We start from the raw sequence: 25,819 nt of genomic DNA, 5'->3' as shown, positions 1-25,819 counted from the left end.
GTTACGGTGCGGTGGCCCGTTCCCGACGTCGTGGGGGCCACCGTGCCGATCGTCGCCCGTCCGCCGCTGCTCGTGGCGCTCCTCGCGTTCGTGACGGCGGTGGTGACCGCGCCCGCGGTGAACGCCTCGCCCGCCGGGCGCACGCCGGTGGTCTTCGTGCACGGCCAGCAGGGGTCGGCGCAGCAGTGGCAGTCGACCGCGAAGCGGTTGTCCACCAACGGGTACCCCGACCGGCTGCTGCACGCCTACGAGTACGACACCAGCGTGGCCACCAACGACGCCGCGGTCGCCGGCCTCGACGGGTTCCTCGCGGACGTGCTGGCCCGCACCGGAGCGCGGTCGGTGGACGTCGTGGCGCACTCCCGCGGCACGACCGTCCTGCACGCCTTCCTGGGCACGCCCGAACGGGCGGCGCTGGTGCGCCGGTACGTCAACGTCGACGGCAGGTCCAGCGCCGCCCCGCCGGGTGGCGTGCCGACGCTCGCGCTGTGGGGAAGCCTGCAACCGACCGGCTCCATCGGCGGCGCGACCAACGTGTACCTGACCCACCTGGGGCACACGGAGACCGCGACGTCGGCGGAGAGCTTCGCCCACGTCCACCGCTTCCTCACCGGCCGGGACGCGGCCACCACCGACGTGCGGCCCGAACCGCCCGCGCTCGTCCGGATCGCGGGCCGGGCGGCGTACTTCCCGCAGAACCAGGGGGTCGCGGGCCGGCTGCGGGTCTGGGCGCTCGACGGCCGGACCGGGGCGCGCCGCGCCGTCCGGCAGAGCGTGGAGGTCGGGGCGGACGGCGCGTTCGGGCCGCTGCGGGTGAACGGCCGCGAGCACTACGAGCTGGTGCTCGAACGCGAGGGCGAGCGCACGTACCACTACTACTTCGAGCCGTTCGAGCGCAGCGACCTGTTCCTGCGCCTCCAGGTCTCCGGTCCGGGCGGCATCGGCGACCTGATCGACCAGTGCCCCGGCAGTTCGGCGTTCACCGTGCTGCGCAACCGGGAGTGGTGGGCCGACCAGCCGACCGACAACGACCGCCTGGAGTTCGACGGGGTCGACGTGCTGGCACCCGCCGTCGCGCCGCGCGCCCGGCAGGTGCTCGCGGGCTTCGTGTTCGACGACGGCTGCGACGGCGTGTCCGTGCCGGGGACCCCGCCCGCCCCGTTCGGCTCACTGCCGTTCCTGACCGGCGTGGACACCTACCTGCCGGCCCAGCCCAGCGGCACCGTCCGCCTCACCCAGACCGCGCGCGGAAGCGACGGCCGGTCGCGGACCCTCGCCGTGCCGAACTGGCCGTCGGACCTGCACACGATCAGCGTGCAGTTCAAGGACTACCTCGATCACGCGTTCGGCGACGGCCCGCACCGGTAGGGTCGGCCGGGTGGTCGACTGCGGAGACGTGCCCGCGCCCGTCCTGGCCCGGCTGCGGTCGCTGTGCCTCGGGCTGCCCGACGCCTACGAGGAACAGGCCTGGCGGGGCACGCGGTGGATGGTGCGCAAGCGGACCTTCGCCCACGTCCTCACGGTCGAACCCGAGCACCCGGCGGCGTACGCGAGGGCCTCGGGAGCGACGGAGCCGATCGTCGTCATGACGTTCCGGGCGCCCGGTTCCGAACTCGACGCGCTGGTCGGCACCGGCCACCCGTTCTTCAAGGCCGGGTGGGGAACCGACGTCGTCGGTCTGGTGATCACCGACGACGTCGACTGGGAGGAGGTCGGTGAGCTGCTGACCGACAGCTACTGCGTGCTGGCGCCGAAGAAGCTGGTCGCCCTGGTGGACCGGCCGGACTGAGCTACGCCACCCCCAGCACCAGCCCGCTGGTCGGCACGCCGGTGCCCGCCGTCACCAGCACGTGCCCCACGCCGCGCACCTGGTTCACCGCCGTGCCCCGCACCTGCCGCACCGCCTCGGCGATCCCGTTCATCCCGTGCACGTACGCCTCCCCGAGCTGGCCGCCGTGCGGGTTGAGCGGCAGTCCGCCGTCCAGCTCCAGCATCCCGTCCGCGATGAAGTGCCTGGCCTCGCCGCGCTCGCAGAACCCCAGCTCCTCCAGCTGCACCAGGACGAACGGCGTGAAGTGGTCGTAGAGCACGGCGACGTCCACATCGGACGGACCGAGGCCCGACTGGCGCCACAGCGCCGTCGCGACGACCCCCATCTCCGGCAGTCCGGTGAGGTCGTCGCGGTAGTAGCTGGTCATGGTGAACTGGTCGGCGCCGCTGCCCTGCGCGGCGGCCCTGATCACCGCGGGCGGCCTGCGCAGGTCGCGCGCCCGTTCCGCGCTGGTCACGACGATCGCCACGCCGCCGTCGCTCTCCTGGCAGCAGTCGAGCAGCCGCAGCGGTTCGGCGATCCACCGGGACGACTGGTGGTCCTCCAGGGTGATCGGGCGCTCGTGGAACCACGCCTTCGGGTTGGTGGCCGCGTGCTTGCGGTCGACGACGGCGACGCGGCCGAAGTCCTCGCTGGTGGCGCCGTGGACGTGCATGTACCGGCGGGCGAACATGGCGACCATCGCGGCGGGCGTGCCCAGACCCATCGGGTAGGACCAGCTGTTGTCGACCGAACCGGCCGCCGCCGTCCGCACCTGGCCGAACCGGTGCCCGGACCGCTCGTTGAACGCGCGGTAGCAGACGACCACCTCGGCCACCCCGGTCGCGACGGCCATCGCCGCCTGCTGCACCGTCGCGCACGCGGCGCCGCCGCCGTAGTGGACCCGGCTGAAGAACCGCAGCTCCGGTATCCCCAGTTCCCGCGCCACGGCGATCTCGGCGTTGGTGTCCATGGTGAAGCTCACCAGTCCGTCCACGTCGGACGGTTCGAGCCCGGCGTCGGCGAGCGCGTCGCGCACGGCCTCGGCGGCCAGCCCCAGCTCGCTGCGGCCGGAGTCCTTGGAGAAGTCGGTGGCCCCGATCCCGACGACCGCGGCGGCCCCGGACAGGCTCATGCGGGCACCTCGATCCGGACGGTGGCGACGACGTGGTCGCCGTGGGCGGTGCGGCCCACCACCTCGACCACGTAGCCGTCGTCGCCGAAGCGGTCGACGACCTGGCCGAAGAACTTCAGCGTGTCGTGGGCGTAGCAGGGAGCGCCGAGCCGGACGTCGACCGCGCGCACCAGCGCCGCCGGACCCGCCCAGTCGGTGACGTAGCGCTGCACCAGACCGGTCGTGGTGAGGATGTTGACGAAGATGTCCTTCGAGCCGCGCGCCACGGCGAGGTCGCGGTCGTGGTGCACGTCCTGGAAGTCCCGCGTCGCGAGGGCGGTGCTGACGACGAACGTCGGGGTGGCCTCGACGTGCACCTCCGGCAGCGAGTCCCCGAGGGTCGGTGTCCCGGTCATGAGCGGCCTCCCGCGCGTGGTCGCCAACTCGGCATGGTCAGGTCGTCGTCGACCCGCGTGAACACGACCTCGACGGGCAGGCCCACGCGGACGTCGTCCGGCGCGATCCCGGTCAGCTCGCCCAGCATCCGCACGCCCTCGTCCAGCTCGACCAGCGCGACGACGAACGGCGTCTCCCGGCCGGGCACGCGGGGGTGGTGGTGCACGACGTAGCTGTAGACCTCGCCGACGCCGTCGGAGACGAGGTGGGTCGGCTTGGTGGCGCCGCACTCCGGGCACATCGGCCCCGGCGGGTGCCGCAGCAGCCCGCACCCCCCGCACCGCTGGATCCGCAGCTCCCCCAGCGCCGTGCCCTCCCAGAAGTACTCGGTGTCGAGGGTGGTCGCGGGCCGGATCACCGGCGCGGGCGCGACCCGCGCCGTCTCGGCGGGTTCGGCGGCCGGGCGGAACTTCAGCACCCGGAACCGCATCTCCGCGACCACCTCGTCCCCGACGTACCAGGTGTTCCCGGTCGTCACGAACCAGCCCTCGCCCAGCGCCGTCCGCTTGGGCCCCACCACGTCCTCCAGCCGCGTCGTCACCGCGACGTGCTCGCCGTGCCGCAGGTAGCGGTGGTAGGTCTGGTCGCTGTTGGTCGCCACGACGGAGGTGAACCCGGCCTCGTCGAGCACGGCGATCATCGCGCCGAGCGGGTCGTCCGGGGCGCGCCGCCCGTGCAGGCCGCCCATCGTCCACACCTGGATCATCGCGGGCGGCGCGACCAGCCCTCCGTGCCCGGCCGCCACGGCCGCCCCCCGGTCGGTGTAGACCGGGTTCGCGTCGCCGAGGGCCTCCACCCAGTTGAGCACCATCGGCAGGTTCACCGGGTCGCGGGCGAACCGGCGTTCGCTCTCGCCCGCCGCGGCGATCCGGGCGGCCTCCCGCTCCACGGCGCTCATCGCGGCACCCTCGGCAGTCCCAGCCCGATGGACGCCACCAGCTCGCGCTGGACCTCGTTGACGCCGCCGCCGAAGGTGAGCACGAGGTTCCGCTTCGCCTGCACGTCCAGCCAGAGCGCCAGCTCGGCGGTCTCGGGGTCGGCCGGGTCGCCGTGCCTGCCGACGACCTCCTCCAGCACCCGCCCGACCCGCTGGGTCCTCTCGGAGGAGAACACCTTGGTCGCCGAGGCGTCGGCGACCTCCCCGCCGGGGGACGAGGCCACCTGCCAGTTCAGCAGCTCGTTGACCCGCACCACGGCCCGCACCTCCGCGAACGCCCGTCGCACGTCGGGTCGCGCGAGCAGCGGCCCGCCGTCCGGGCCCGTCCTGGTCGACGCCCACCGGCGTACCCGGTCGAGCTGCGCGGCGATCCGGCCCGCCGGTCCGAGCATGACCCGCTCGTGGTTGAGCTGGGTGGTGATGAGCCGCCAGCCCGCGTCCTCCTCGCCGACCCGCATCCCGACCGGCACCCGCACGTCGGTGTAGTAGGTCGCGTTGACGTGGTGGGCGCCGTCGCAGGTGATGATCGGCGTCCACGAGTAGCCGGGGTCGGTGGTGTCGACGATCAGGATCGAGATCCCGCGGTGCCGGGAGCCCTCCGCGCCGGTCCGGCACGCCAGCCACACGAAGTCGGCGTCGTGCCCGCCCGTGGTGAACGTCTTCTGGCCGTTCACCACGTAGTGGTCGCCGTCGCGAACGGCCCTGGTGCGCAGCGACGCCAGGTCCGTGCCCGCCTCCGGCTCGGTGTAGCCGATCGCGAAGTGCACCTCGCCGGACAGGATGCGCGGCAGGAAGAAGTCCTTCTGCTCCCGCGTCCCGTGCGCCTGCAACGTGGGCCCGACGGTCTGGAGGGTCACGTAGGGCAGCGGCACGTCCGCTCGCGCGGCCTCGTTGACGAAGACCTGCTGCTCGACCTCGCCGAACCCGCGTCCGCCGTACTCCTCGGGCCAGCCGACGCCGAGCCACCCGTCGCGGCCCATCCGGCGCACCAGCGCGCGGTAGACCTCGCCGTGGCGCTCGGTGAGCATCGCCGCGCGGTCGTCCGGGGACAGCAGCCCGGCGAAGTAGGCGCGCAGCTCGTCGCGCAGCGCGCGCTGGCCGTCCGTGAGGTCAACGAACACCGGGCTCCTCCTCGTGCCGGGCGAGCAGGTCCAGCCGGTGCTCCGCGCCGCCGACGAACCGGGTGAGGTCCTTGGCCAGCCCGTAGAACCGGTGCATCGGGTGGGTGATGTCCACGCCCAGCCCGCCGTGCAGGTGGTGGCACGTGTGCACGGCCACGAGCGCCTCGCCCGCGAGCCAGTGCGCGGCGGTGTCCAGGTCGAGGTCGGCGTCGCGGCCGGTCGACAGGCGCCAGCACGCGGCCAGCGCGGCCAGGTGCAGCGTGCGGGCGGCGACGTAGACGTCGGCGACCTGGCCCGCGACGGCCTGGAACGCCGACAGCGGCTTGCCGAACTGGTGCCGCGTCCCCACGTGCGCCACGGTCAGGTCGAGCGCGCCCGCCAGGACGCCGTCGCCGAGCGCGCAGGCGCCCGCGAGCGCGAACCGGCGCAGTCCGGTCACCGCGCCGTCGCCCAGCAGGGCCGCGGCGGGCACCCGGACGTCGTGCAGCCGCACGGTGGCCTCCGGCGCGCCGCCGGAGGAGCGGGTCGGCACCAGCGACACGCCGTCCGCCGTCGGGTCCACGACCAGCACGCCGGGTCCGTCCCGGAGCGTGGCCGTCACCAGGACGCGGTGCGCGGTCCCCGCGAACGGCACGCCCACCTTCGTGCCGGACAGCACGTACTCCGCGCCGTCGAGCCGGGCCGCGGTGCGGGGCTCGGAGGGCAGCGGGTCGGAGGGCTCGCTCTGCGCCGCGGTGAGCACACCGCCGTGCGCCGCCACCACCGGCAGGAGTTCGTCCTGCTGGTCGGGGGTGCCGTAGCGGACGACCGGCAGCACGCCCAGCGCCAGCGCGGCGAACGCGGGCACGGCCGCGGCCCGGCGGCCGACCTCGGTCAGCACCGCGGCGACCTCCAGGAGGCCCAGCCCGTCACCGCCGAGCCGTTCCGGCACCGCGAGCGCGGTCAGCCCTGCCTCGCCCATCGCCTTCCACGCCGCGTCGTCGTAACCGGGGTCGCCGCGCTCGCCGGTCTCCCGGTCCAGCACCCGCGCGCACAGGCCCCGCACCTCGTCCTGGGTCTCGTCGGGGGCAAAGTCCACGTCGACTCCTCGTCAGTGCGCGTTGTCCCTCGGCAGGCCGAGGATCCGTTCGCCCGCCAGGTTCAGCAGGACCTGCGTGGTGCCGCCCGCGATGCTGAGGCACCGGCTGAGCAGGAACTCGTGCACGGCCTCCCGCGCCGGGCCCTCGGTGGTCGCGCCGTCCGGTCCGAGCAGGTCGACGGCGAACTCCGCCACGGTCTGCCGGTGCCGCACACCGACCAGCTTGCGCACGCTGGACCCCGCGCCGGGGTCCTCGCCGCCCAGCCGCCGCAGGCTCGCCCGCAGGTCGAGCAGCGACACCGCGAGCCCTTCGCCGACCAGCGCTCCCACGCGTTCCCGCACGTCCGGGTCGTGGGCGGCGTCCCCGGCGAGGAGCCGTTCCAGCGACTCCCCCAGCGACGACCCGCGCCCCATCGCCACGCGCTCGTCGGCCAGCGTCGAGCGGGCGAGCTTCCAGCCGCCGTCCACCTCGCCCACCACGCGGTCGTCCGGCACGAACACGGCGTCCAGGAACACCTCGTTGAACACCGACTCGCCGGTGATCTCCCGCAGCGGCCGCACGTCGAGGCCCGGCGTGCGCATGTCCACCAGGAAGTAGGTGATGCCGCGGTGCTTCGGGGCCTCGGGATCGGTGCGGGCCAGGCAGATCGCCCAGTCCGCCTCCCTCGCCAGCGACGTCCACACCTTCTGGCCGGTCAGCAGCCACCCGCCGTCGGTCCGCACGGCCCTGGTGCGCAACGACGCCAGGTCCGACCCGGCCTCCGGCTCGCTGAACATCTGGCACCAGGTGATCTCGCCGAGCAGCGTCGGCCGCACGAACCGCTCGCGCTGCTCTTGCGTCCCGTGGCGCAGGATCGTCGGCGCCGCCCAGCCGCCGATGACCAGGTCCGGCCGCCGCACGCCGACGCGGTCCAGCTCCTCGTCGATCACCAGGAGCCGCGCGGGTGACGCGTCGAGCCCGTACGGCTCCGGCCAGTGGGGCACGAGGTAGCCGGTGTCGACCAGCCGGGCGCGCCGCCGCTCGGGCGGCAGCGCCGCGACCTGCTCGGCCACCGCGCGGGCGGCGGCGCGGTCCTCGGCGGAGTCGTCGTCGAGGTCGATGCGCAACGACCGGCGCGCGCCGCCGAGCACCAGGTCCGCGGCCCGCCTGCGCCACCTGGCGGAGCCACCGGCGAGCTGCCGCAGGGCCAGGGCGCGGCGCAGGTACCGGTGGGCGTCGTGCTCCCAGGTGAACCCGATGCCGCCGAGCACCTGGACGCAGTCCTTCGCGTTGTCGACCGCGGCGTCCAGCGCGACGGCGGCGGCGACCGCCGCGGCCAGCGGGTGCTCCGCGGGGGCCTCGTCGGCCGCGCGCGCCGCGTCCCACGCGACGGCGCTCGCCCGTTCCACCCGGCACAGCATCTCGACGCACAGGTGCTTGACCGCCTGGAACGACCCGATCGGCCTGCCGAACTGCTCGCGGTGGCGGGCGTGCTCGACGGCGGTGCGCAGGCACCACCCGGCGATCCCGCTCGCCTCCGCGGCGAACAGCGTGACGGCGAGGTCGAGCGGGTCGGGCGGGTCGACCAGGACGTGGTCCGGCGGCACCTCGACCCCGTCCAGGGTCACGCCGCCCAGCGGTCGGGAGAGGTCGACGGCCGCGCGCTCGGCGGTGGTCACGGCCTCGGCGGGCACGACGAACCAGACGTCCCCGTCGGTGAGCAGCAGGTGCGTGGTCGCGCCCGCGCCGAGGACGTGCTCCACCGCGCCGCTCACCACGAGTCCGCCGTCGGCGCGCCGCACCGCGTCCACCGCGCCGCCGGAGAGCGCCAGCCCGACCGTCGCGGTCCCGTCCGCGAGGCGCCGGGACAGCTCGGCCTCCCGGCACAGCACGCCCGCCAGCGCGGTGGGCAGGACCGGGCCGGGCACCAGGGAGTCCGCCGCCTGTTCGAGGACGGCCGCCAGGTCGACCACGCCGCCGCCCTCCTCGGGCCGCGTGAGGGAGAAGACCCCGAGGCGCGCGAGGTCGGGCCAGTGCACGGGGCGCTCGGCCTTGGCGGCCCACTCGCGCACGCCCGCCTGCGCCGCGCGCTGCTCGTCGGTCATCGCGATGGGCATGCGACCTCCTCCGGTACCCGAGGTCGACTATAGAACGTGTTCCAGTTTTGCCGACAGCCCCAGAACGGTAGAAAGTGGAACGAGATCGTCTCGAATAGTTCGCGGCAGAGAGGGTGACACAGGCCACCGCCCGGCTCGCGGGCGCGATGCGGTCAGGTATCATATTCGCACTACTGGAACAGGTTCCTATCAGACCGTGCAGGGGGATCACCTCGGTGGCAGCCGCATCGAAACCACGCGCGACCGGCACGGTCGCGCTCGGCACGCTGGCGGGCGAAGAGCTCGGGTCGGCCGCCCAGCGCGACCGGCGCAAGCGGATCATCGACGCGACCATCGCGCTGGCGTCCAAGGGCGGGTACGACGCCGTGCAGATGCGCGCGGTCGCCGATCGGGCCGACGTCGCCCTGGGCACCCTGTACCGGTACTTCCCGTCCAAGGTCCACCTGCTGGTGTCCAGCCTCGCCGCGGAGTTCGAGCGCGCCCAGGAGAAGATGGACCGCACCACGATCCCCGGCGAGAACCCCTACGAGCGCGTGCTCTTCGTCCTCGGCCGGATCACCCGCGGCCTCCAGCGCAACCCGCACCTCACCGAGGCGATGACCCGCGCGTTCACCTTCGCCGACGCCTCGGCGAGCGCGGAGGTCGACACCGTCGCGCTGCTCATGGAGCGCATGTTCACCGGCGCGATGAGCGACGAGGAGCCGACCGAGGAGCACAAGGCCATCGCCAGGGTGATCGGTGACGTCTGGCTGTCGAACCTGGTCGCGTGGGTGACGAGGCGGGCGACGGCCACGGACGTCGCCACCCGCCTCGAACTCACCGTTCGGCTGCTGCTCGCCTGACCGGCGCGTACTCGACCACACCGTCCACCACGGACGACTCCAGCTCGCCGCGGACCACCAGCACGTCCAGGTGCGCCCCGGTCTCGCCGGTCGCCAGGATCCGGTCGAACAGGCCCAGGTCCTCGAACCGGCGCTGCCTGCTGGTCCAGCCGAGCTTGCGCGCGGCCTCGTACGTCGTGACCGCGCCGGAGAGCACCGCCTCCAGCGTCGCCCCCAGGCGGTCCTCGTGGTGCGCCACCAGCTCGTCGACGCGGGCGTGCACGCTGGGCGCGACGGGCCCGTGCGCGGGCAGCAGCCGCATGTCCGGATAGGACCGCACCAGCCGCAGCGAGTCCAGGTAGTCGCCGAGCGGGAGCGCCGACCGCGCGGGCTCGAACCCGATGGACGGGGTGATGTGCGGCAGCACGTGGTCACCGGCGAAGAGCAGCGACGACCCGGCGTCGACGTAGACCACGTGGCCGTTGGTGTGGCCGGGGGTCGGCACCGCCCGCAGCACCCGGCTCCGCAGCGCCACGTCCACCGTGCCGTCGAGCCACTCGTCCGGCTCCTCGTACCCCCGCCGCGCCTCGTCCCGGTCGAAGTTCCGGTACGCCACCCGCAGTTCCTCGGCCACGCCCTCCGCGCCCCAGCGGGCCAGCTCGGCCAACTGGCCGTCCGCCTGACCGCTGAGGATCTTCGCCAGCGACGGCTGCTCGCCGATCCCCAGCGCGACCTTGGCCCCGAACAGCTTCCGGAGCGTGACCGCCATCGTGTAGTGGTCGCGGTGCAGGTGCGTGACCAGGAACCGGTGCACCTGCTCCAGCCCGTACCCGATGGCGTCGAGCGACTCCTCCAACCGCGCGCGGGCCTCGTCCAACGCCCACCCGGAGTCGATCAGCACGAGCCCGTCGCCGTCCTCGACGGCGTACACGTTCACCGCGCGCAGACCGTCCATCGGCAGGGGAAGCGGTATCCGGTGCACGCCCGGCGCCACCTCGTAGGTCCCCTGCTCCGTCCAGGCGTGCTTGGATTCCGGCATCCGCACCTCCGCGTCGTTCGGAGGCCGATGCTATCCGGGACCGGTGGCGCGGCACGGTGTCCGGACACGGGAAAACCTGGTGGGCGCGGTCGGGAACGCGCCCACCAGGCGTCGGGGACCCGGTCGTCTCAGCTGCCGGTCAGCGAGATGGCCAGGTCGGGGAACGCGAACGGGTGCCTCCCGATGGCGGTGGCCTCACCGTTGAGCAGGTTGACGCTGTACAGGCTCGTCGAGCCGTTGGGCGCCGTGAGGCTGGCGAACCCGAGCACCGAGGCGGCCTTGCCGCCGTTCAGGACGCTGAAGATGTCGAAGCCGGCCTTGAGGCCCGCGTCCACGGTGAGCGACCCGGTCGGGACCAGGCTCCCCAGGTTGGGCGGCGACTGGATCACGACCTGGTCCAGGATCGTGCCGATGTCGAACAGCGTGGTGGCGCTGTCGGGGTTCAGGTCGTTGTTGGTGTACGCGGCGGCGGTGACGCCCTTGGTCGTCGCGGGTGACGGCGGGGTGTTCAGGTTGCCGTCCTCGTCCGTGGTGTGGGTGGCCAGGTTGTGGCGCAGGTTCTGGCCGTTGTCGCTGATCACCCGCAGGCGGTCGGCCGCCGGGTTGAAGTCGACGCCGAAGGTCGTGCCGTACAGCGCGACCGACAGCTGCGACACCTTCGTGAGGACCGGTTCCGGGGTGAACTTGACCGTGTACACACCGCCCTTGTTGCCCACGACGTACAGCAGGCCGTCCTGCACCCGGTAGTCGAGCCCGATCGCGGCGTCGTCGCCGACGAAACCGACGATCTCCTTGACCCAGTCGAGCCTGTCCGGCCGGTCGGTGGTGTAGGTGGCCATCACCCTGCCGTCGGGCGAGATTCCGTACGCTCTCAGGCTGGGCACCGCGGCGGAGCTGCTGCCGGGGCTCCCCACGACCACCGCCGCCACCACCGACACCGCCACGGCCGCTGCCGTGAGCCCCTTCTTGATCCGTGCGTGCATGTCCCTCTCCCCTTCTCGGACCGTTCGCCGCCCGACGCTATTCGGCGCGACTGGACATCCGTTGGACGCCGGCGCGGCTACTCGGATCAGCCCCTTGTCCCCGTCCTGAGCCGGCACCACAGTGGAGTCACGAACCAGGAGGGGGACGTGCGATGAGGATCAGGCGAGGGGTGGCGGTGCTCGCGGGGTGCGCCGCGGTCCTGGCGGCAGCGGTGTCGCCCGCCGCGGGCAGCGCGCCCGGGGGTGCGGCCCTGACGTGCTCCGGGGACGTCAAGACCACCGGACCGCTGCCGATCGAGGACGCGTCGTGGACCTACGTCTACACGCTGACGTGGTGCGTGGAGGGCGGGAGGATCGTCGACGCGGTGCAGGAGGTGAGCCACGTCCTGCACACGGCGAGCTGCGCGTGGGTCGGGCGGAAGGAGGAGAAGATCGAGCCGGGCGTCGCGGCGTGGACCGCCTTCGACATGAGCGAGTTCCGGTGCGTGGACGGTGACGGCAAGACCGAGGGCGTGAACCCGTGGGTCGACGTGACCTTCTACCCGAACGGCCACTTCGACCCCGCCGACGGCGTCGAGCGGTCGGCGCGGTAGCCGGTGCCCGGCACCGGGTCAGACCGGGGACCGCCCCCGTGCCCGTTGGAGCAGGGCCAGGGTGCGGGCCGCGCCGCGGCGGTCACCGGTCCGGCGGTGGACGGCGAGCGCGCGACTGGCGTGCCGGAGCGCGGCTCGCCGTTCACCCGACGCCAGGAAGATGCCCGCGAGGGCGGTCATCGCCTGGCCCCGCAACGCCTGGAAGCCCGCCTCCTCGGCCAGCGCGAGGGCGTGCCGGGCCCGACCCGCGTCCCCGGTGACCGTCGCCAGACCGATGATGATGTCGACCTCGGGGTACCGGTCGCCGGTCTCGCCGATGAGGTCGAGCGCCTGCTGGTAGCGGTCGACGGCGTCCTTCCGGTGGCCGAGGTGGTGGTGCAGGGACGCGAGGGTGGCCAGCGCCTCCGCCTCGGTCCTGGGGTCACCGGTCTCCTGGGCGAGCGTGAGACCCGCGCGAGCGTGGTCCAGCGCCTCGGAGCGGCGGCCGAGGTCGAACAGGGCGGCCGCCAGCCTGCTGTTCGCCTCGGCCTCACCGCTGCGGTCACCGCCCTCGCGGTGCAGGGTGAGCGCCCTGGTGAGCAGGTCGGCCGCTTCCTCGGGCAGCCCTCGGGCCCGCTGCGCCTGCCCGAGGTTGCACAGGTTGATCGCCTCGCCGTACTGCGACCCGATCCGCCGGTACCGGCTCAGCGCCTGGCCGTAGTGCTCCGCCGCCAGGGAGAGCCTGCCCATCTCCCAGTGGACGAGCCCGAGGTTGCCGAGCGCGACGGCCTCGCCCGCGACCTGGCCGATCCCGCGGCTGAGCGCCAGCGCGCGCTCGAACCGGGCGGCGGCGACGCCCAGCTTCCCGGACTGCCAGTACACGCACCCGAGGTTGCCGAGCACGGCCGCCTCGGCCTCCACCCACCCGGCTCGGCGCGCGAGCAGCAGCCCGTGGGTGTAGTGCCGGACGGCCTGCCGGTACCGGCCCTGGCGGAAGTGCACGTCGGCGAGGCTGAGCCGGGCCGCCGCCCCCGCGCGGTGCTCGCCCGCCTCCTCGCCCGCGTCCTCGGCGGCGGCGAGCCCCGCCTCCGCGGTGGCCAGCCAGTCCACCCGCCGCATGCTCATCCAGAAGTAGCCGCGCAGGGCGTCGGCGAGCCGCCACGCCATGGGCCGGGGTCCGCTGCGCGCCGCCTCCCGGACGGCCGCGACGAGGTTGCCGCGCTCGGAGTCCAGCCAGTTCGACGCCGAGACCAGGTCCGTGACGGCGGAGGGCGTCCGCGCGCCGCTGTCGGGCGCGGGCAGCCGCAGCATGTGCGGGTAGAGCCTGCGGGCGGCGCTGTCCACCGCGTGCAGGTACCAGTCGTAGAGGCGGTGCAGGGCGGCGTCGCGGTCCTCCTCCGGCTCCCTGGCGTCCAGCTGTTCGGCCGCGTAGCGGCGGAGGAGGTCGTGGAAGCGGTGGCGGTCGGGTCCGTTGCGCTCGACGAGGTGCGCCGAGGCGAGCCGGTCCAGCAGCCGACCGGCGTGCTCCGGGTCCGCGCCGACGAGGGCGGCGACCGCCTCGGTGCTGAAGTCGGTGCCCGGCACCAGGCTCAGCAGGCGGAACAGCCGCCGCACGCCAGCGGGCAGCGCGGCGCAGGACAGGTCGAAGGCGGTGCGCACCGCGGCGTGCTCGTCGCCCCGCACCGACAGGGCCGCCAGCAGGTTGCCCTCCCGCAGCCGCGCGACGTAGTCCTCGACCCCGTGGCCGGGGTGGTCGGCGAGGTTGGCCGCCGCGATCCGCAGCGCGAGCGGGAGGTAGGCGCACAGCTCGGCCAGTTCGGCGGCCGCCGCGTGGTCGGTGCCGAGCACCGACGCCAGCAGCTCCAGCGCGTCGCCGGGGCTGAGCACGTCGAGCGTGAGCTGGCGGGCTCCGTGCGTGGCGACCAGGCCCGTCATCCGGTCGCGCCCGGTGACCAGCACCAGGGAACCGGGACCGGCGGGCAGCAGCGGCCGGATCTGGTCCGGCCCGACAACGTTGTCCAGCAGCACGAGCGTCCGGCGGTCCGTCATCAGCGTCCGGTACATCGCCGACGCGGTCTCCAGGTCGAACGGCACGCGCTCCGCCGGCACGCCCAGCGCGGACAGGAACTGCGCGAGCACCTCGACCGGCGTGGCCGCCGGGCCCGGCGTGTGGCCGCGCAGGTTGGCGTAGAGCTGCCCGTCGGGGAACCGGTCGCGGACGCGGTGGGCCCAGTGCACGGCGAGCGCCGTCTTGCCGACGCCCGCGGTCCCGGAGATCGCGGCGATCGTCACCGCGCCGCCCGTCCGCTCGCGGTCCAGCAGCAGGTCGTCCAACGTGGACAGCTGTGCGGTCCGGCCGGTGAACCCGGCGGGTTCCGCGGGGAGCTGCTTCGGGATCCGCAGCACCGACCGGGGTTCGGCGGTGCCCGTCGCGCTCGCGGTCGGGGCGCCGTTGTCGTGCAGCAGCGCCGTGTGGGCGTCGCGCAGCTCCGGTCCGGGGTCGATGCCGAGCTCGTCGACGAGCCGGTCGCGGACGTCGTGGTAGATCTGGAAGGCCTTCGCCCGCTGGCCCACGGCGTGGTAGGCGCGGATGAGGCGGGCCTGGGCGGGTTCGTCCAGCGGTTGCTCGGCCGCGGCCTCGGCGACCTCGGGGAGGATGTCGGCCGCCGATCCGATCTCGATCATCGCGTCGCCGTAGCGGGCGAGGACCTCCCACCGCTTGGCGACCAGCGCCACGACCTTCGGGTACGTGGACAGGAACGGGACGTCCGCCAGCGGGCGCCCCTGCCACAGCCGCAGCGCCTCGCCGAGCAGCGCCGCCACGCCGACCGCGTCGTCCTTGCGCTGCGCGATGCCCGCCTCGGCGACGAGCCCGCGGAACTCCACCAGGTCGATGTCCACCGCGTCCTGGTTCACCGCGTAGCCACCGCCGAGGTGCGGGAGGACCTCGCTGCTGGTCCGCCGCGGCCGGTCGGGCTCCAGCAGCCTGCGCAGGTGCTTGATGTGCGTCTGGAGCACGTTGACCGCGCTCCGCGGCGGGCGGTCGCCCCACAGCGCGTCGACCAGTTCGAGCTTGGTCATCGCCTCGCCCTCGGCGAGCACCAGCAGTCCCAGCACGGCTCGCCGGGCGGGTGGACCGAGGTCGACCTCGACACCGTCGTTCCACGCCCGCGACGAACCCAGCACCTGGATGCGCACAGACTTGGCCACTGGGCGGAACGTATCCAAACGACCGGACCCCGGCAAGAACATCTCGGTAAACCTCGTCGCCCCGAACGACATTGGGTCCGCTCAGGCTAGCGCCACCGCAACCGAGTGGTCCGTTCCGACCAGGGGCGGGCGGGGAGGAGGGGCGGTCGCCGGAGGAAGCCGACGGCCGCCGCCCCGAAGTATCCGGCATCCTCCCCCGCGCGACCACCCGCCCGCCGCCGGGGCGACCCGGTGCGGTGACCGCGATCCGCACCGGGTCCCGCGCGTCCCAGGTGGACTCCTCGCGCCGGGCGGCGCGGAACGGGGTCGGCGGCGACCGCGCTAGCGGCTGGCGACGAGGCCGTCCATCAGCAGGTCCAGCAGGCGTCCCGCCAGGTCCGGCTGGGGTGGTTTGCCGCACGTGACGGCGATGCCCATGAGGCTCGCGACGACGTCGGAGGCCGCGACGTCGGCCCGGAGGGCGCCGTCGGCGACCCCGGCCTCCAGCAGGGTCGTGACGGAGTCGCGCAGCATCTCGCCGGTGTGGTCGTACGGGTTGACGCCGGAGTCGACGAGCGAGCGGAGGGCGTCGGCCATGCCGATCTTGGCGTTCACGTAGTCCATGAACCGGCCCATCCACGCCCGCAGCGCCTCGCGCGGCGGGAGCGCGGCGAGGAGTTCACCGGCGGCCTCGCAGAGCTTGGCCAGCTCGCTGCGGTAGGCGGCCTCGATCAGCGCCTCGCGGGTCGGGAAGTTGCGGTACAGGGTGGCCGGGCCGACGCCCGCCTCCTTGGCGATGCGGTCGAGCGTGGCGTCGAGGCCGTCCCTGGCGAACATGCTGACGGCCGTGCAGAGGATCTTGTCGCGGTTGCGCTGGGCGTCGGCGCGCAGCGGGCGGCCCTCGATCCTGCCCATGCCGACCGTCCTCTCCTGCCCCACTTGCAAGTGGAGACTGCTATCACTTAGCCTCTCAAGTGAGAGCGATCTCCACTTTAGTCGGCGTGCGCCCTCTGAACACGCACGATGGGAAAAGGGGATCGCCCGACCCCTGAGAGGACATGCTGTGCCACCCACCACGCGCAGTGACATCTCGTTGCGGGTCAACGGGGAGACTCACGCGCTCACCGTCGACAACCGCACCACCCTCCTGGACGCGCTGAGGGAGAACCTCGGGCTGACAGGTACGAAGAAGGGCTGCGACCAGGGCCAGTGCGGCGCGTGCACCGTGCTGGCCGACGGCAGGCGGGCCGTCTCGTGCCTCCAGCTCGCCGTCGCGGCCGAAGGCTCCGACATCACCACGATCGAGGGAATCGCCGAGGGCGAGGACCTGCACCCGGTCCAGGAGGCGTTCCTCGAACTCGACGGCTACCAGTGCGGGTACTGCACCTCCGGCCAGATCTGCTCGGCCGTCGCCGTCATCCGGGAGCACGCGGCGGGCTGGCCGAGCGCGGCCACCGCCGACGTGCGGCCCGACGCGGAACCCGCCCCGCTGGACGAGGCGGAGATCCGCGAGCGCATGAGCGGGAACCTGTGCCGGTGCGGTGCGTACCCGGCCATCGTGCGCGCGGTCGCCCGCGCCGCCGACGGATCGAAGGTGACGGCGTGAAGGAGTTCGGCTACAGCCGCGCGACGGGGGTGCGGGACGCGGTCGCCCTGCTCGCGCACGAGCCCGAGGCCCGGTTCCTCGGCGGCGGCACCAACCTCGTCGACCTGATGAAGGCGGGCGTGGAGACGCCCGACCTGCTGGTCGACGTCCGCGGCCTGCCGCTCGGCCGGATCGAGGTGCGCGCCGACGGTGCCCTCACCATCGGCGCGACGGTCACCAACAGCGACCTCGCCGCGCACCCCGAGGTGCGGCGGCGCTTCCCGGCGCTGGCCGAGGCCGTGCTGGCGGGTGCGTCCGGCCAGCTCCGCAACGTGGCCACGGTCGGCGGCAACCTGCTCCAGCGCACCCGCTGCGGCTACTTCACCGACACCGCGTTCGCGTGCAACAAGCGCGAGCCCGGCAGCGGCTGCCCGGCCATCACCGGGGAGCACCACAACCACGCGATCCTCGGCGCGTCCGACCACTGCGTCGCCACGAACCCGTCCGACATGGGCGTGGCGCTCGCGGCGTTCGACGCGGTCGTGTCCTACGAGACCGTCGACGGCCCTGGCGAGCTGCCGCTGACCGGCTTCTACCCGCCGGTCGGCGACACCCCGCACGTGGAGACGGCGCTGCCCGCGGGCGCGCTGATCACCGCCGTCACGCTGCCCGCGGCCCCGGTCGCGGAGCGGTCGCGGTACCGCAAGGTCCGCGAGCGGGCGTCCTACGCGTTCGCCAACGGCTCGATCGCCGCGGCGCTGCACGTCGAGGACGGCGTGGTGCGCGACGTCCGGATCGCCTTCGGCGCCGTGGCGTCGCGCCCGTGGCGCGCCCACACGGCCGAGCGGGCGCTGACCGGTGGTCCCGCGACGGCCCAGGCGTTCGGCGCCGCGGCCGACGCCGAGCTGGCCGCCGCCGCACCGCTGGCGCACAACGGCTACAAGGTGCCGCTCGTGCGCAACCTCGTGGTCTCCGTGCTCACCGAACTCGCCGAGGAGGCGTCCCGATGACCGACCTGACGGACAGCCCCACCCGCACGTCACCCGGATCGATCGGCACGTCGACCGTGCGGCTGGAGGGCAGGGAGAAGGTCACCGGCGCGGCACGCTACGCGGCCGACGTCCCGTTCGAGGGCCTCGCGCACGGGTCGCTGGTGCTCGCGACGGTGGCGCACGGCCGGGTCCGCTCGGTCGAGGTCGCCCCCGTGCTCGCCATGCCCGGCGTGATCGGCGTGCTGCACCACGGCAACGCCCCGCGCCTCAACCCCGACGCAGGCATCTTCGGGATGCCCGACGGGACGCTCCAGCTCCTCCAGGACGACCGGGTGCCGCACGTCGGCAGGCCGGTGGCCCTGGTCGTCGCGGAGACCCTGGAGCAGGCGAGGGCGGGCGCGGACGCGCTGGTCGTCACCTACGACGAGGAACCGCACGACATCGCCTTCTCCGCCGACCACCCCGGTCTCCGCTCCCCCGCGTCGGCGCCGGTCGAGGCCAAGGGCGACGTGGACGCCGAGATCGCCGCCTCCCCGGTGGTGGTGGACCAGTGGTACGCCACGCCCGAGGAGCACCACGGGTCGATGGAGCCGCACGCCTCGATGGCCCGCTGGGAGAACGGCCGCCTGGAGGTGGTCGACTCCAACCAGGGCTCGTACCTCGTGTCGTCCGTGCTCGCCATGCTGTTCCACCTGGACGAGGGCGTCGTGCGGGTGCGCGCCGAGCACGTGGGCGGCGGGTTCGGCTCCAAGGCGGTCGGACCGCAGCTCATCACCGCGGTGATGGCCGCGACCACGTTCGACCGCCCGGTCCGGGTCGCGCTGACCCGCCGCCAGGTGTTCACCCTGACCGGCATGAGGCCCGCGACGCGGCAGCACATCCGGCTGGGCGCGGACTCCGCCGGACGGCTGCGGGCCGTCGACCACGAGACGGCCACCCACACGTCCACGATCCACGAGTACGTGGAGCGCGGCGGCGAGGCCACGCACGCGCTGTACGCCGCGGACGCCATCCGCATCAGCACCAAGCTGGTGCCGGTGAACCTGCCGACGCCCACGTGGATGCGCGCTCCGGGCTGCGCGCCCGGCTCGTTCGCGCTGGAGTCGGCGATGGACGAGCTGGCCGAGGCGACCGGGATCGACCCGGTGGAGCTGCGGCTGCGCAACGAGCCGCGGGTCGGGCCGATGACCGGTCTGCCGTTCAGCAGCCGCAACCTCGTGGGCTGCCTGACCGAGGGCGCCCGCCGCTTCGGCTGGGCCGACCGCGACCCCCGGCCGGGCGTCCGCCGCGACGGCCGGTGGCTGCTCGGCACCGGCATGGCCGCCGGGATCTACGGCGCGGGCTCGCTGCCGTCCACCGCGGCGATCAGGGCCGACGCCGACGGCGGGTACACGGTGTCCATCGCCGCCGCCGACATCGGCACCGGGGCGCGGACGGCGCTCGCGCTCGTGGCGGCGGAGGCGCTGGACGTGCACCCGTCGGCGGTGCGCATGGAGATCGCCGACAGCGACCTGGGCCAGGCCTGGTTCGCGGGCGGCTCCAGGGGCACCTCGTCCTGGTCGTGGGCCATCACGGCCGCCGCGGCCGACCTGCGCGACCGGCTGGTCGGCGTCGACCGGATCCCCGCCGAGGGGATCACCGGCCGCGCCGACACCGCCGCGCAGATCGCCGCCCTGGAGCAGCAGGAGCGGTACGCGCACGGCGCCCAGTTCGCCGAGGTGGCCGTCGACCCGCTGACCGGTGAGGTGCGGGTCAGGCGGATGCTCGGGATCTTCGCCGCGGGCCGGATCGTCAACCCGCTGACCGCGCGCAGCCAGCTCGTGGGCGGCATGGTCATGGGTCTGTCGATGGCGCTGCACGAGGAGGGCGTCCGCGACGGGCGGCAGGGCCGCCAGGTGAACGGCGACTTCGCCGGTTACCACGTCGCCGCGCACGCCGACGTGCCGGACATCGAGGCCGACTGGGTCGACGACCACGACCCGAGCCACCCCAGCGGCATCAAGGGGGTCGGCGAGGTCGCCATCGTGGGCACCGCGGCGGCGGTCGCGAACGCCGTGTGGCACGCCACCGGGGTCCGCCACCGCGAACTGCCGATCAGCGTCGGCCGGGTGCTCGCGCACCAGGCGTGAGGTCAGCGGTGGGCCCGACCGTCCGGGCCCACCCCTGACTCCGTGGAGGTCATCGTCGAAGAACCACCTCGACCCGGATCGCCACGCCGTTCTGCCTGCCGCGTCGGGGTTGTGGTCGACCGACACGGGCAGGTGTTCGCGAAGGCGTCGCGGAGACCTGCGAGCGGACCGCCGCTCCCCCGCCGGAACCGCCGCACTTCGCCGGGACGTCGGCGCCGCTGTCGGTCGACGCGACACCCACCCGGACCACGTCGATCGCCCGCCGCGGCGAGGCTGGCGGTGCGGAGTCCGCCGGCTCGGCCTCGCGGTACCCGTCGCCGAACACCACCGGGTTGTAGCGGGTCCGGGGTCGCCCGCGTCCACGATCCTCGTGGTCCCGACGACCCCGCCGTCCTCGGTGGTCACGAGCCACCTCCGAGCGGGAAGCGGGCAGGCTCCGTCGCACCCTCCGCCCAGACCCCGAGGTGGCCGTCGAGCTGGTCGGTCGGGGGCACGAGCACCTCGACCGCCTCCCGCGACCACACCCGCACCTCGCGGCCCCCGTGCTCGAAGACCAGCCGCACCGCCCGCGGCGCCGGTTCGTCCGACGCCGTGGGGTTCCCCTCTCCCGGCTCACCCCTCCCGGCGTTCCACCCCCGTTCCAGTCCGCTCCGCGGTCAGAGCACGAACCCCTCGGGGAACGGGTCGGTCGGGTCGAGGAGGTACTGGGCGGTGCCGGTGATCCACGCCCGACCGGTGATGGTCGGGACCACGGCGTCGACCGGTCCGACCCGCTCGGCGCGCACGAGCCTGCCGGTGAACCTGGTGCCCAGCAGGGATTCGTTCACGTAGTCCACTCCGAGGGCCAGTTCGCCGCGCGCGTGGAGCTGGGCGAGGCGGGCCGACGTGCCGGTGCCGCACGGGGAGCGGTCGAACCAGCCGGGGTGGATGGCCATCGCGTTGCGCGAGTCGCCGCCGTCCACACCGGGCGCGGTGAACTGGACGTGCTTGCAGCCCGAGATCGCCGGGTCGACCGGGTGCACGGGCCGGTCGACGGCGTCGATCGCGGCCATCACGTCCAGTCCCGCGGCGAGGATGCGGTCCTTCTCCGCGCGGTCGAACGGGATGCCGAGGTCGGCCAGCGGCAGGATCGCGTAGAAGTTGCCGCCGTAGGCCATGTCGTAGCGGACGGTCCCCAGGCCGGGCACGGCCACGGTCGCGTCCAGCCTGGTCGCGAACGACGGCACGTTCTCGATCGTCACCGACTCGGCGCGGCCGTCGCGCACGGCCACGCTCGCCTCGACGAGACCGGCCGGGGTGTCCAGGCGGACCACGGTCTCCGGCTCGGTCACGGGCACCATGCCGGTCTCCACCAGGACCGTCGCCACGCCGATCGTGCCGTGCCCGCACATCGGCAGGCACCCGGACACCTCGATGTACAGGACGCCCCAGTCGGCGTCGGGGCGGGTCGGCGGCTGGAGGATCGCGCCGCTCATCGCCGAGTGGCCGCGCGGCTCGTTGACCAGGAACCGGCGCAGGTGGTCGAGGTGCTCGACGAAGTGCAGCCGCCGCAGCGCCATCGTGTCGCCGGGGATCACGCCGACGCCACCGGTGATCACCCTGGTGGGCATCCCCTCGGTGTGCGAGTCGACGGCGGTCAGGCAGCGGGTCGAGCGCACGTCACGCCTCCCGCAGGTGGTCGAACGCCCGGCGCAGGTCCGCGTCGAGCACGTCCAGCTGGGCCTGGGACAGCGGTCCGCGCGGCGGCCTGCACGGGCCGCCGAAGCGCCCGGCCGCGTCCATCCCGCGCTTGATGGCCTGCACGAACTCCGTGCGGGAGTCCCAGCGGAACGCCGCGACCAGCGGTTCGTACAGCGCCCGCGCCTCCTCGACCCTCCCGGCGCGCGCCAGCTCGTAGAGCCGCGCCGACTCGGCCGGGAAGACGTTGGGGAACCCGGCGAACCACCCCGTCGCGCCCATCAGCAGCGACTCCAGCACCACGTCGTCCGCGCCCGCGACCACGGTCAGGCCCGGCGCGCGCTCGCGGATCTCCAGCACCCGCCGCACGTCGCCGGAGAACTCCTTGACCGCCACCACGCCGTCGATCGCGGCGATCTCGGCGAGCAGGTCGGGGGTGAGGTCGACCTTGGTGTCGAACGGGTTGTTGTAGACCATCACCGGCAGGCCGACCGCGGCCACCTCGGTGAAGTGGGCGACGACCTCGCGCGGGTTGGCCCGGTACATCGTCGGTGGCAGGCACAGCACACCGTCCGCGCCGTCCTCGGCGGCCAGTTCCGCCCAGTGGCGGGCCTGGTGCGACCCCGGTCCGTGCACGCCGACCACGACCACCGCGTCCGCTCCCACCGCGGCCACGGCGGTGCGCACGACCTCCCGGCGCTCGGCGTCGGTGAGCGAGGAGTACTCGCCGAGCGACCCGTTCGGGCCGACGCCGCGGCAGCCGTTGTCGACCACCCACCGGCAGTGCTCCGCGTAGCGGTCCAGGTCCGGACGCAGGCCCGCGGGCGCGCTCGGGTCCTCGGCGTAGGGCAGCGCGGTCGCCACGATCACGCCGTCGAGACGTTCGGTCACGGGTCCTCCTCGGGGTCCTGGGCCAGTTCGCCCAGCCGCAGCGGCGTGGCGAAGGGTCTGCGGTGGAACGCGTCGGCGTCGGGCAGCGGGTGCCCGAGCCGGGCGGCGGCCAGGTCGGCGACCTCCCGGCCGCACACCCGGCCCTGGCAGGAGCCGAGCCCGGCGCGGCTGACGAGCTTGAGGGTGCGGCCGTCGGCGGCACCGAGGTCGAGCGCGGCGTCCAGGGCGCGCGCGGTGACCTCCTCGCACCGGCACACCAGCGTGTCCGGGGTGAGCCAGCCGTGGCGGCCGGACGGGAGGGGGTGCGCGGCGGCCAGCGCGGCGGCGAACGCCCTCCCCCGCCGGACGGCCCGCAGCGCGCCCGGTGGCGGCTCCGGCGCACCGGCCGCCGCCGCGCCCGCCACGGCGCCCTCGGCGGCGGCGAGGGCGGCGCCACCGATGCCGGTGATCTCCCCCGCCGCGTACACGCCGGGGACGGTCGTCGCGCCGACGGCGTCGACCCGCACGAACCCGTCGCGCAGGGCGCAGCCCAGGCTGACGGCGAGGTCGAGGCGCGGGGTGAAGCCGTGGCCGACGCACACCGCGTCCACGGCGACCCTGGTGCTGTCGCGGACGGACCAGTCCGGGCGGAGCCGGGCGACGGTCACCCCGGTGACCCGGTCGGTGCCGTGCGCGGCCACCACGGCGGTCCTGGTGCGCACCCGGCGCAGCAGCGCCGCGTACCCGGCCAGCTCCCCCAGCTTGCCCGCCGCCGCCAGGGGGTGCCGCAGCCAGCCGCCGGGCCCGTTGGCCTCCAGCACGGTGACCTCCGAGCCGACCCGCAGCAGCGAGGCCGCCACGGGCAGCAGGAACGGCCCGGTGCCCGACACGACGACCCGCCTGCCGACCGCCACGCCGTGCTCCTTGGCCAGCGCCTGCGCCGCGCCCGCCGTGTACACGCCGGGCAGGTCCCAGCCGGGGAACGGGACCACGCGGTCGTGCGCGCCGGTGGCCAGCACGACGGCGTCGGCGTCGAGCACGCGGCCGGTCCGGTGTGGACTGTCGGCCGGACCGCGGCGCACGTGCAGCCGCAGGCCTTCCGCGGCCCACGCGGTGCTCTCGGCCAGGTGGCGCACCCCCTGGTCGACGGCCTGCGGGGTGCCCCGGTGGTACTGGCCGCCCGCGTGCCGCTCGGCGTCCACCAGCACGACGGCAGCGCCCGCCCGCGCGGCGGCACCGGCCGCGGCGAGCCCGGCGGGGCCGCCGCCCACCACGACGACCCTCATCCGGGCAGCTCCGCCCCGTGCTGGGTGCGCACGGCGTCGCCGTCGGAGGGCACCCGCTGGCACGCCCGCACGTCCGGCACGCCGTTCACCACCACCAGGCAGTCGAAGCACACACCGATGCCGCAGAACACCCCGCGCGGCCTGCCGCCGTTCCTGGTGGTGCGCCAGGACGACCGCCCGGCGGCGATCAGGACGGCGGCGATCGTCCGCCCCTCCGGCACGTCGTGCGGCTCGCCGTCGACGGTGATCCTCATGCGCACACCCCCGGTCTGTCCACTCGGAACGGTCGTGGGTCGACGTGCGGGTCCGCGCCGGTGACCAGCTCGGCGAGCAGCCGCCCGGTCGCCGCCGCGAGCCCGATGCCCGCGCCCTCGTGGCCGGTCGCGTGCCAGAGTCCGGGACGGCGCGGGTCGGCGCCGATGACGGGCAGGTGGTCGGGCGCGTACGGGCGGAACCCGCCGTAGGAGCGCAGGACGGGGACGTCCCGCAGCACCGGGAACAGCCCGACCGCGCGGCGGGCGAGCGCGCGCGGCACCTCGACCCGCGGCGACGCGTCGAAGCCGACCCGCTCGCGGCTCGACCCGATCAGGACGGTGCCGCCCGCCGTCGCCTCGACCACCGTCGAGACCTGGAGGTCGGCGTCGCCGCTCGCGACCGCGCCCACGTAGTCGGCGTCGTACACCTTGTGCCGCACGGTGCCCGGCGGCAGCGCGGCCGTCACGAGGACGACGCCCCGGCGCGGCAGCACGCTGACCGGCGCGCCGAACGCGGCCGACACCTCGCCGGACCACGGTCCGCAGGCGATCACCGCGGCGCCGCACGGCACGTCGCCGTCGGCGGTCCGCACGGCCGCGACCGCGCCGTGCGCCAGCCTGACCCCGAGCGCCCGCACGCCGGGCCGCAGCACCCCTCCCCGGCGGCGGACGGCCGCGAGCAGGGCCTTCGTCACGAGCACGGGCTGGACCTGCGCGTCCTGCGGGTAGTGGACGGCCGCGACCACGGCGCGGGTGAGGTGCGGTTCGAGGTCGAACGCCTCGGCGGGGGTGAGGGGCCGCGCGTCCACGCCCGCGCTCCGCTGGGCGGCGGCGAGGTCCAGCAGCGGCTCGACCGCCCCGGTGGCGACGACCAGGCCGCCCTTGGCGTCCCACTCCACGTCCGCGCCGAGGTCGGCGAGCAGGTCGGGCCAGCGGCGCAGCGACGCCAGCGCGAGGTCGAGTTCGGGGCCGGGCCCCTTGTCGGAGACCAGGACGTTGCCCTCGCCCGCGGCGGACGTGCCCGCGCCGAGCGGGCCGCGGTCGAGGACGGTGACCCGCAGTCCGGCCGCGCTCAGCGCCTCGGCGCACGCCGCGCCGATGACGCCCGCGCCGACCACGACCACGTCCGGGTTCCGCACTCGCACTCCAATCGTTCATTGAAGTGAACGATCCGAGCCTAGGCTCGGGGCAGGACCGGGGTCAATCCCCGTGCGAGGCGTGCACGCCGTCCGGGTACTCCAGCAGCAGCACGGACTCCACCGGCCCTCCGACGGTCTCGTAGGTGTGCGCCGCCCGCGCGGGGAAGCACACGTAGTCGCCCGGCCCCAGCTCGTGGGGCGCGTGCGCCGGGCCGACCCGGAGCGAGCCCGACGTGACCAGCACGTGCTCCCGACCGGGGTGGCCTGCCGAGTACTGGGTCTGGCCGGGGCGGACGCGCTGGTCGTAGACCTCGACGACCGTGTCGCCGAGCGTCAGCCTGCGGACCATGCGGAGGTCGACGGCGTTGCTGGAGAGCACGTCGAGGTCGGCGGCGCGCACCAGCACGACCTCCGAGTCGGCGGGCGCGGTCAGCAGGTCGGACACCGGCACCCCCAGTGCGTTCGACAAACTGAACACCGTGTCGATGGTGGGATTGCCCGACCCCGATTCGAGCTGGGACAGCGTGCCCTTGGCGATGCCCGACCGGCGCGCCAGTTCCGACAGCGACAGACCGCCGCGGTCGCGCAGCGCGCGCAGGTTCGCCGCGAGCACCTGACCGGCTTGCTCCCTGACCACCTCGGGACCTCCTCCTCGCAGGCGAGCACCGTA

The 25,819-nt window shown here is 74.5% G+C and carries 23 protein-coding genes and 1 pseudogene; 7 read left to right on the top strand and 17 right to left on the bottom strand.

Features of this window, described 5'->3' with window-relative positions:
* Both AC156L_RS03280 and AC156L_RS03275 read left to right on the top strand, forming a co-directional pair.
* Positions 1-1,368: pseudogene (locus AC156L_RS03280) on the top strand (hypothetical protein); the annotation flags it as partial.
* A gap of 10 nt (positions 1,369-1,378) precedes the next feature.
* Positions 1,379-1,789 carry an MmcQ/YjbR family DNA-binding protein gene (locus tag AC156L_RS03275; RefSeq protein ID WP_330874816.1) on the top strand — a complete coding sequence of 137 codons (411 nt, stop codon included), beginning with the start codon at positions 1,379-1,381 and terminating at the stop codon, positions 1,787-1,789.
* A 1-nt stretch (position 1,790) separates the two neighbouring features.
* Here AC156L_RS03275 and AC156L_RS03270 read toward each other — a convergent pair whose 3' ends face one another.
* Genes AC156L_RS03270 through AC156L_RS03245 form a run of 6 tightly spaced genes read right to left on the bottom strand, consistent with a single transcriptional unit; the run spans position 1,791 to position 8,613 of the window.
* Entirely contained in the window at positions 1,791-2,945 is a 1,155-nt protein-coding gene (locus AC156L_RS03270; RefSeq protein WP_330874815.1) for a lipid-transfer protein, read from the bottom strand.
* Positions 2,942-3,340 carry a MaoC/PaaZ C-terminal domain-containing protein gene (locus AC156L_RS03265; RefSeq protein ID WP_330874814.1) on the bottom strand — a complete coding sequence of 133 codons (399 nt, stop codon included), beginning with the start codon at positions 3,338-3,340 and terminating at the stop codon, positions 2,942-2,944. Before AC156L_RS03265 ends, AC156L_RS03270 begins: the two co-directional genes overlap by 4 nt.
* A complete protein-coding gene (locus AC156L_RS03260; RefSeq protein WP_330874813.1) occupies positions 3,337-4,278 on the bottom strand; it encodes a bifunctional MaoC family dehydratase N-terminal/OB-fold nucleic acid binding domain-containing protein in 942 nt (313 codons plus the stop codon). The genes AC156L_RS03265 and AC156L_RS03260 overlap by 4 nt, the downstream gene beginning before the upstream one ends.
* Positions 4,275-5,438: an acyl-CoA dehydrogenase family protein gene (locus AC156L_RS03255; RefSeq protein ID WP_330874812.1), complete on the bottom strand. Its 1,164-nt coding sequence runs from the start codon at positions 5,436-5,438 to the stop codon at positions 4,275-4,277. Before AC156L_RS03255 ends, AC156L_RS03260 begins: the two co-directional genes overlap by 4 nt.
* On the bottom strand, positions 5,428-6,516 hold the full coding sequence (locus AC156L_RS03250; RefSeq protein ID WP_330874811.1) for an acyl-CoA dehydrogenase family protein: 1,089 nt from the start codon (positions 6,514-6,516) through the stop codon (positions 5,428-5,430). Before AC156L_RS03250 ends, AC156L_RS03255 begins: the two co-directional genes overlap by 11 nt.
* 12 nt (positions 6,517-6,528) lie before the next feature.
* A complete protein-coding gene (locus AC156L_RS03245; protein WP_330874810.1) occupies positions 6,529-8,613 on the bottom strand; it encodes an acyl-CoA dehydrogenase family protein in 2,085 nt (694 codons plus the stop codon).
* Positions 8,614-8,828: 215 nt separating this feature from the next.
* Here AC156L_RS03245 and kstR point away from each other — a divergent pair, with 215 nt between their 5' ends.
* Entirely contained in the window at positions 8,829-9,455 is a 627-nt protein-coding gene (gene kstR / locus AC156L_RS03240) for a cholesterol catabolism transcriptional regulator KstR (RefSeq protein WP_330874809.1), read from the top strand.
* Here kstR and AC156L_RS03235 read toward each other — a convergent pair.
* Together AC156L_RS03235 and AC156L_RS03230 are read right to left on the bottom strand one after the other, a co-directional pair.
* Entirely contained in the window at positions 9,430-10,473 is a 1,044-nt protein-coding gene (locus AC156L_RS03235) for an MBL fold metallo-hydrolase (RefSeq protein ID WP_330874808.1), read from the bottom strand. The genes kstR and AC156L_RS03235 overlap by 26 nt on opposite strands.
* 128 nt (positions 10,474-10,601) lie before the next feature.
* Positions 10,602-11,456 carry a DUF4394 domain-containing protein gene (locus AC156L_RS03230; protein WP_330874807.1) on the bottom strand — a complete coding sequence of 285 codons (855 nt, stop codon included), beginning with the start codon at positions 11,454-11,456 and terminating at the stop codon, positions 10,602-10,604.
* Positions 11,457-11,608: 152 nt separating this feature from the next.
* On the opposite strand from AC156L_RS03230, the gene AC156L_RS03225 reads away from it, so the two are divergent.
* Positions 11,609-12,049 carry a hypothetical protein gene (locus AC156L_RS03225; RefSeq protein WP_330874806.1) on the top strand — a complete coding sequence of 147 codons (441 nt, stop codon included), beginning with the start codon at positions 11,609-11,611 and terminating at the stop codon, positions 12,047-12,049.
* 18 nt (positions 12,050-12,067) lie between these two features.
* Here AC156L_RS03225 and AC156L_RS03220 read toward each other — a convergent pair whose 3' ends face one another.
* Together AC156L_RS03220 and AC156L_RS03215 are read right to left on the bottom strand one after the other, a co-directional pair.
* Entirely contained in the window at positions 12,068-15,238 is a 3,171-nt protein-coding gene (locus AC156L_RS03220; RefSeq protein ID WP_330874805.1) for an AfsR/SARP family transcriptional regulator, read from the bottom strand.
* A gap of 321 nt (positions 15,239-15,559) precedes the next feature.
* Positions 15,560-16,132, bottom strand: coding sequence for a TetR/AcrR family transcriptional regulator (locus AC156L_RS03215; protein ID WP_330874804.1), 573 nt, complete (start codon positions 16,130-16,132; stop codon positions 15,560-15,562).
* A 148-nt stretch (positions 16,133-16,280) separates the two neighbouring features.
* Here AC156L_RS03215 and AC156L_RS03210 point away from each other — a divergent pair, with 148 nt between their 5' ends.
* The 3 genes from AC156L_RS03210 to AC156L_RS03200 are packed head-to-tail and all read left to right on the top strand — an operon-like array spanning position 16,281 to position 19,923.
* Positions 16,281-16,823 (top strand): 2Fe-2S iron-sulfur cluster-binding protein, encoded by a 543-nt coding sequence (locus AC156L_RS03210; RefSeq protein ID WP_330874803.1) that lies wholly within the window; start codon positions 16,281-16,283, stop codon positions 16,821-16,823.
* Complete coding sequence (locus AC156L_RS03205) at positions 16,820-17,812, top strand: FAD binding domain-containing protein (RefSeq protein WP_330874802.1); 993 nt, start codon at positions 16,820-16,822, stop codon at positions 17,810-17,812. The genes AC156L_RS03210 and AC156L_RS03205 overlap by 4 nt, the downstream gene beginning before the upstream one ends.
* Positions 17,809-19,923, top strand: a complete 2,115-nt coding sequence (locus AC156L_RS03200) for a xanthine dehydrogenase family protein molybdopterin-binding subunit (protein WP_330874801.1) — start codon at positions 17,809-17,811, stop codon at positions 19,921-19,923. The genes AC156L_RS03205 and AC156L_RS03200 overlap by 4 nt, the downstream gene beginning before the upstream one ends.
* A gap of 401 nt (positions 19,924-20,324) precedes the next feature.
* On the opposite strand, the gene AC156L_RS03195 is transcribed toward AC156L_RS03200, so the two are convergent.
* The 7 genes from AC156L_RS03195 to AC156L_RS03165 all read right to left on the bottom strand — a co-directional run bounded on the left by AC156L_RS03195 (position 20,325) and on the right by AC156L_RS03165 (position 25,786).
* Entirely contained in the window at positions 20,325-20,486 is a 162-nt protein-coding gene (locus tag AC156L_RS03195) for a hypothetical protein (protein ID WP_330874800.1), read from the bottom strand.
* 93 nt (positions 20,487-20,579) lie between these two features.
* On the bottom strand, positions 20,580-21,581 hold the full coding sequence (locus AC156L_RS03190; RefSeq protein WP_330874799.1) for a proline racemase family protein: 1,002 nt from the start codon (positions 21,579-21,581) through the stop codon (positions 20,580-20,582).
* 1 nt (position 21,582) lies between these two features.
* Entirely contained in the window at positions 21,583-22,491 is a 909-nt protein-coding gene (locus AC156L_RS03185; RefSeq protein WP_330874798.1) for a dihydrodipicolinate synthase family protein, read from the bottom strand.
* A complete protein-coding gene (locus AC156L_RS03180; protein ID WP_330874797.1) occupies positions 22,488-23,756 on the bottom strand; it encodes an FAD-dependent oxidoreductase in 1,269 nt (422 codons plus the stop codon). The genes AC156L_RS03185 and AC156L_RS03180 overlap by 4 nt, the downstream gene beginning before the upstream one ends.
* Positions 23,753-24,010, bottom strand: a complete 258-nt coding sequence (locus AC156L_RS03175; RefSeq protein ID WP_330874796.1) for a (2Fe-2S)-binding protein — start codon at positions 24,008-24,010, stop codon at positions 23,753-23,755. Before AC156L_RS03175 ends, AC156L_RS03180 begins: the two co-directional genes overlap by 4 nt.
* Entirely contained in the window at positions 24,007-25,149 is a 1,143-nt protein-coding gene (locus tag AC156L_RS03170) for an NAD(P)/FAD-dependent oxidoreductase (RefSeq protein ID WP_330874795.1), read from the bottom strand. Before AC156L_RS03170 ends, AC156L_RS03175 begins: the two co-directional genes overlap by 4 nt.
* Positions 25,150-25,210: 61 nt before the next feature.
* Positions 25,211-25,786 carry a helix-turn-helix domain-containing protein gene (locus AC156L_RS03165; RefSeq protein WP_330874794.1) on the bottom strand — a complete coding sequence of 192 codons (576 nt, stop codon included), beginning with the start codon at positions 25,784-25,786 and terminating at the stop codon, positions 25,211-25,213.
* Between the last annotated feature and the right edge of the window lie 33 nt (positions 25,787-25,819).

It is taken from the genome of Umezawaea sp., assembly GCF_057122925.1.
This window is presented reverse-complemented; position numbering and strand designations above follow the sequence as displayed.

Coding starts and splice junctions, on each gene's coding strand:
- AC156L_RS03270 (WP_330874815.1), bottom strand. CDS start 2,945: ATGAGCCTGTCCGGGGCCGCCGCGGTCGTCGGGATCGGGGCCACCGAC.
- AC156L_RS03265 (WP_330874814.1), bottom strand. CDS start 3,340: ATGACCGGGACACCGACCCTCGGGGACTCGCTGCCGGAGGTGCACGTC.
- AC156L_RS03260 (WP_330874813.1), bottom strand. CDS start 4,278: ATGAGCGCCGTGGAGCGGGAGGCCGCCCGGATCGCCGCGGCGGGCGAG.
- AC156L_RS03245 (WP_330874810.1), bottom strand. CDS start 8,613: ATGCCCATCGCGATGACCGACGAGCAGCGCGCGGCGCAGGCGGGCGTG.
- AC156L_RS03235 (WP_330874808.1), bottom strand. CDS start 10,473: ATGCCGGAATCCAAGCACGCCTGGACGGAGCAGGGGACCTACGAGGTG.
- AC156L_RS03230 (WP_330874807.1), bottom strand. CDS start 11,456: ATGCACGCACGGATCAAGAAGGGGCTCACGGCAGCGGCCGTGGCGGTG.
- AC156L_RS03225 (WP_330874806.1), top strand. CDS start 11,609: ATGAGGATCAGGCGAGGGGTGGCGGTGCTCGCGGGGTGCGCCGCGGTC.
- AC156L_RS03215 (WP_330874804.1), bottom strand. CDS start 16,132: ATGGGCAGGATCGAGGGCCGCCCGCTGCGCGCCGACGCCCAGCGCAAC.
- AC156L_RS03200 (WP_330874801.1), top strand. CDS start 17,809: ATGACCGACCTGACGGACAGCCCCACCCGCACGTCACCCGGATCGATC.
- AC156L_RS03180 (WP_330874797.1), bottom strand. CDS start 23,756: ATGAGGGTCGTCGTGGTGGGCGGCGGCCCCGCCGGGCTCGCCGCGGCC.
- AC156L_RS03175 (WP_330874796.1), bottom strand. CDS start 24,010: ATGAGGATCACCGTCGACGGCGAGCCGCACGACGTGCCGGAGGGGCGG.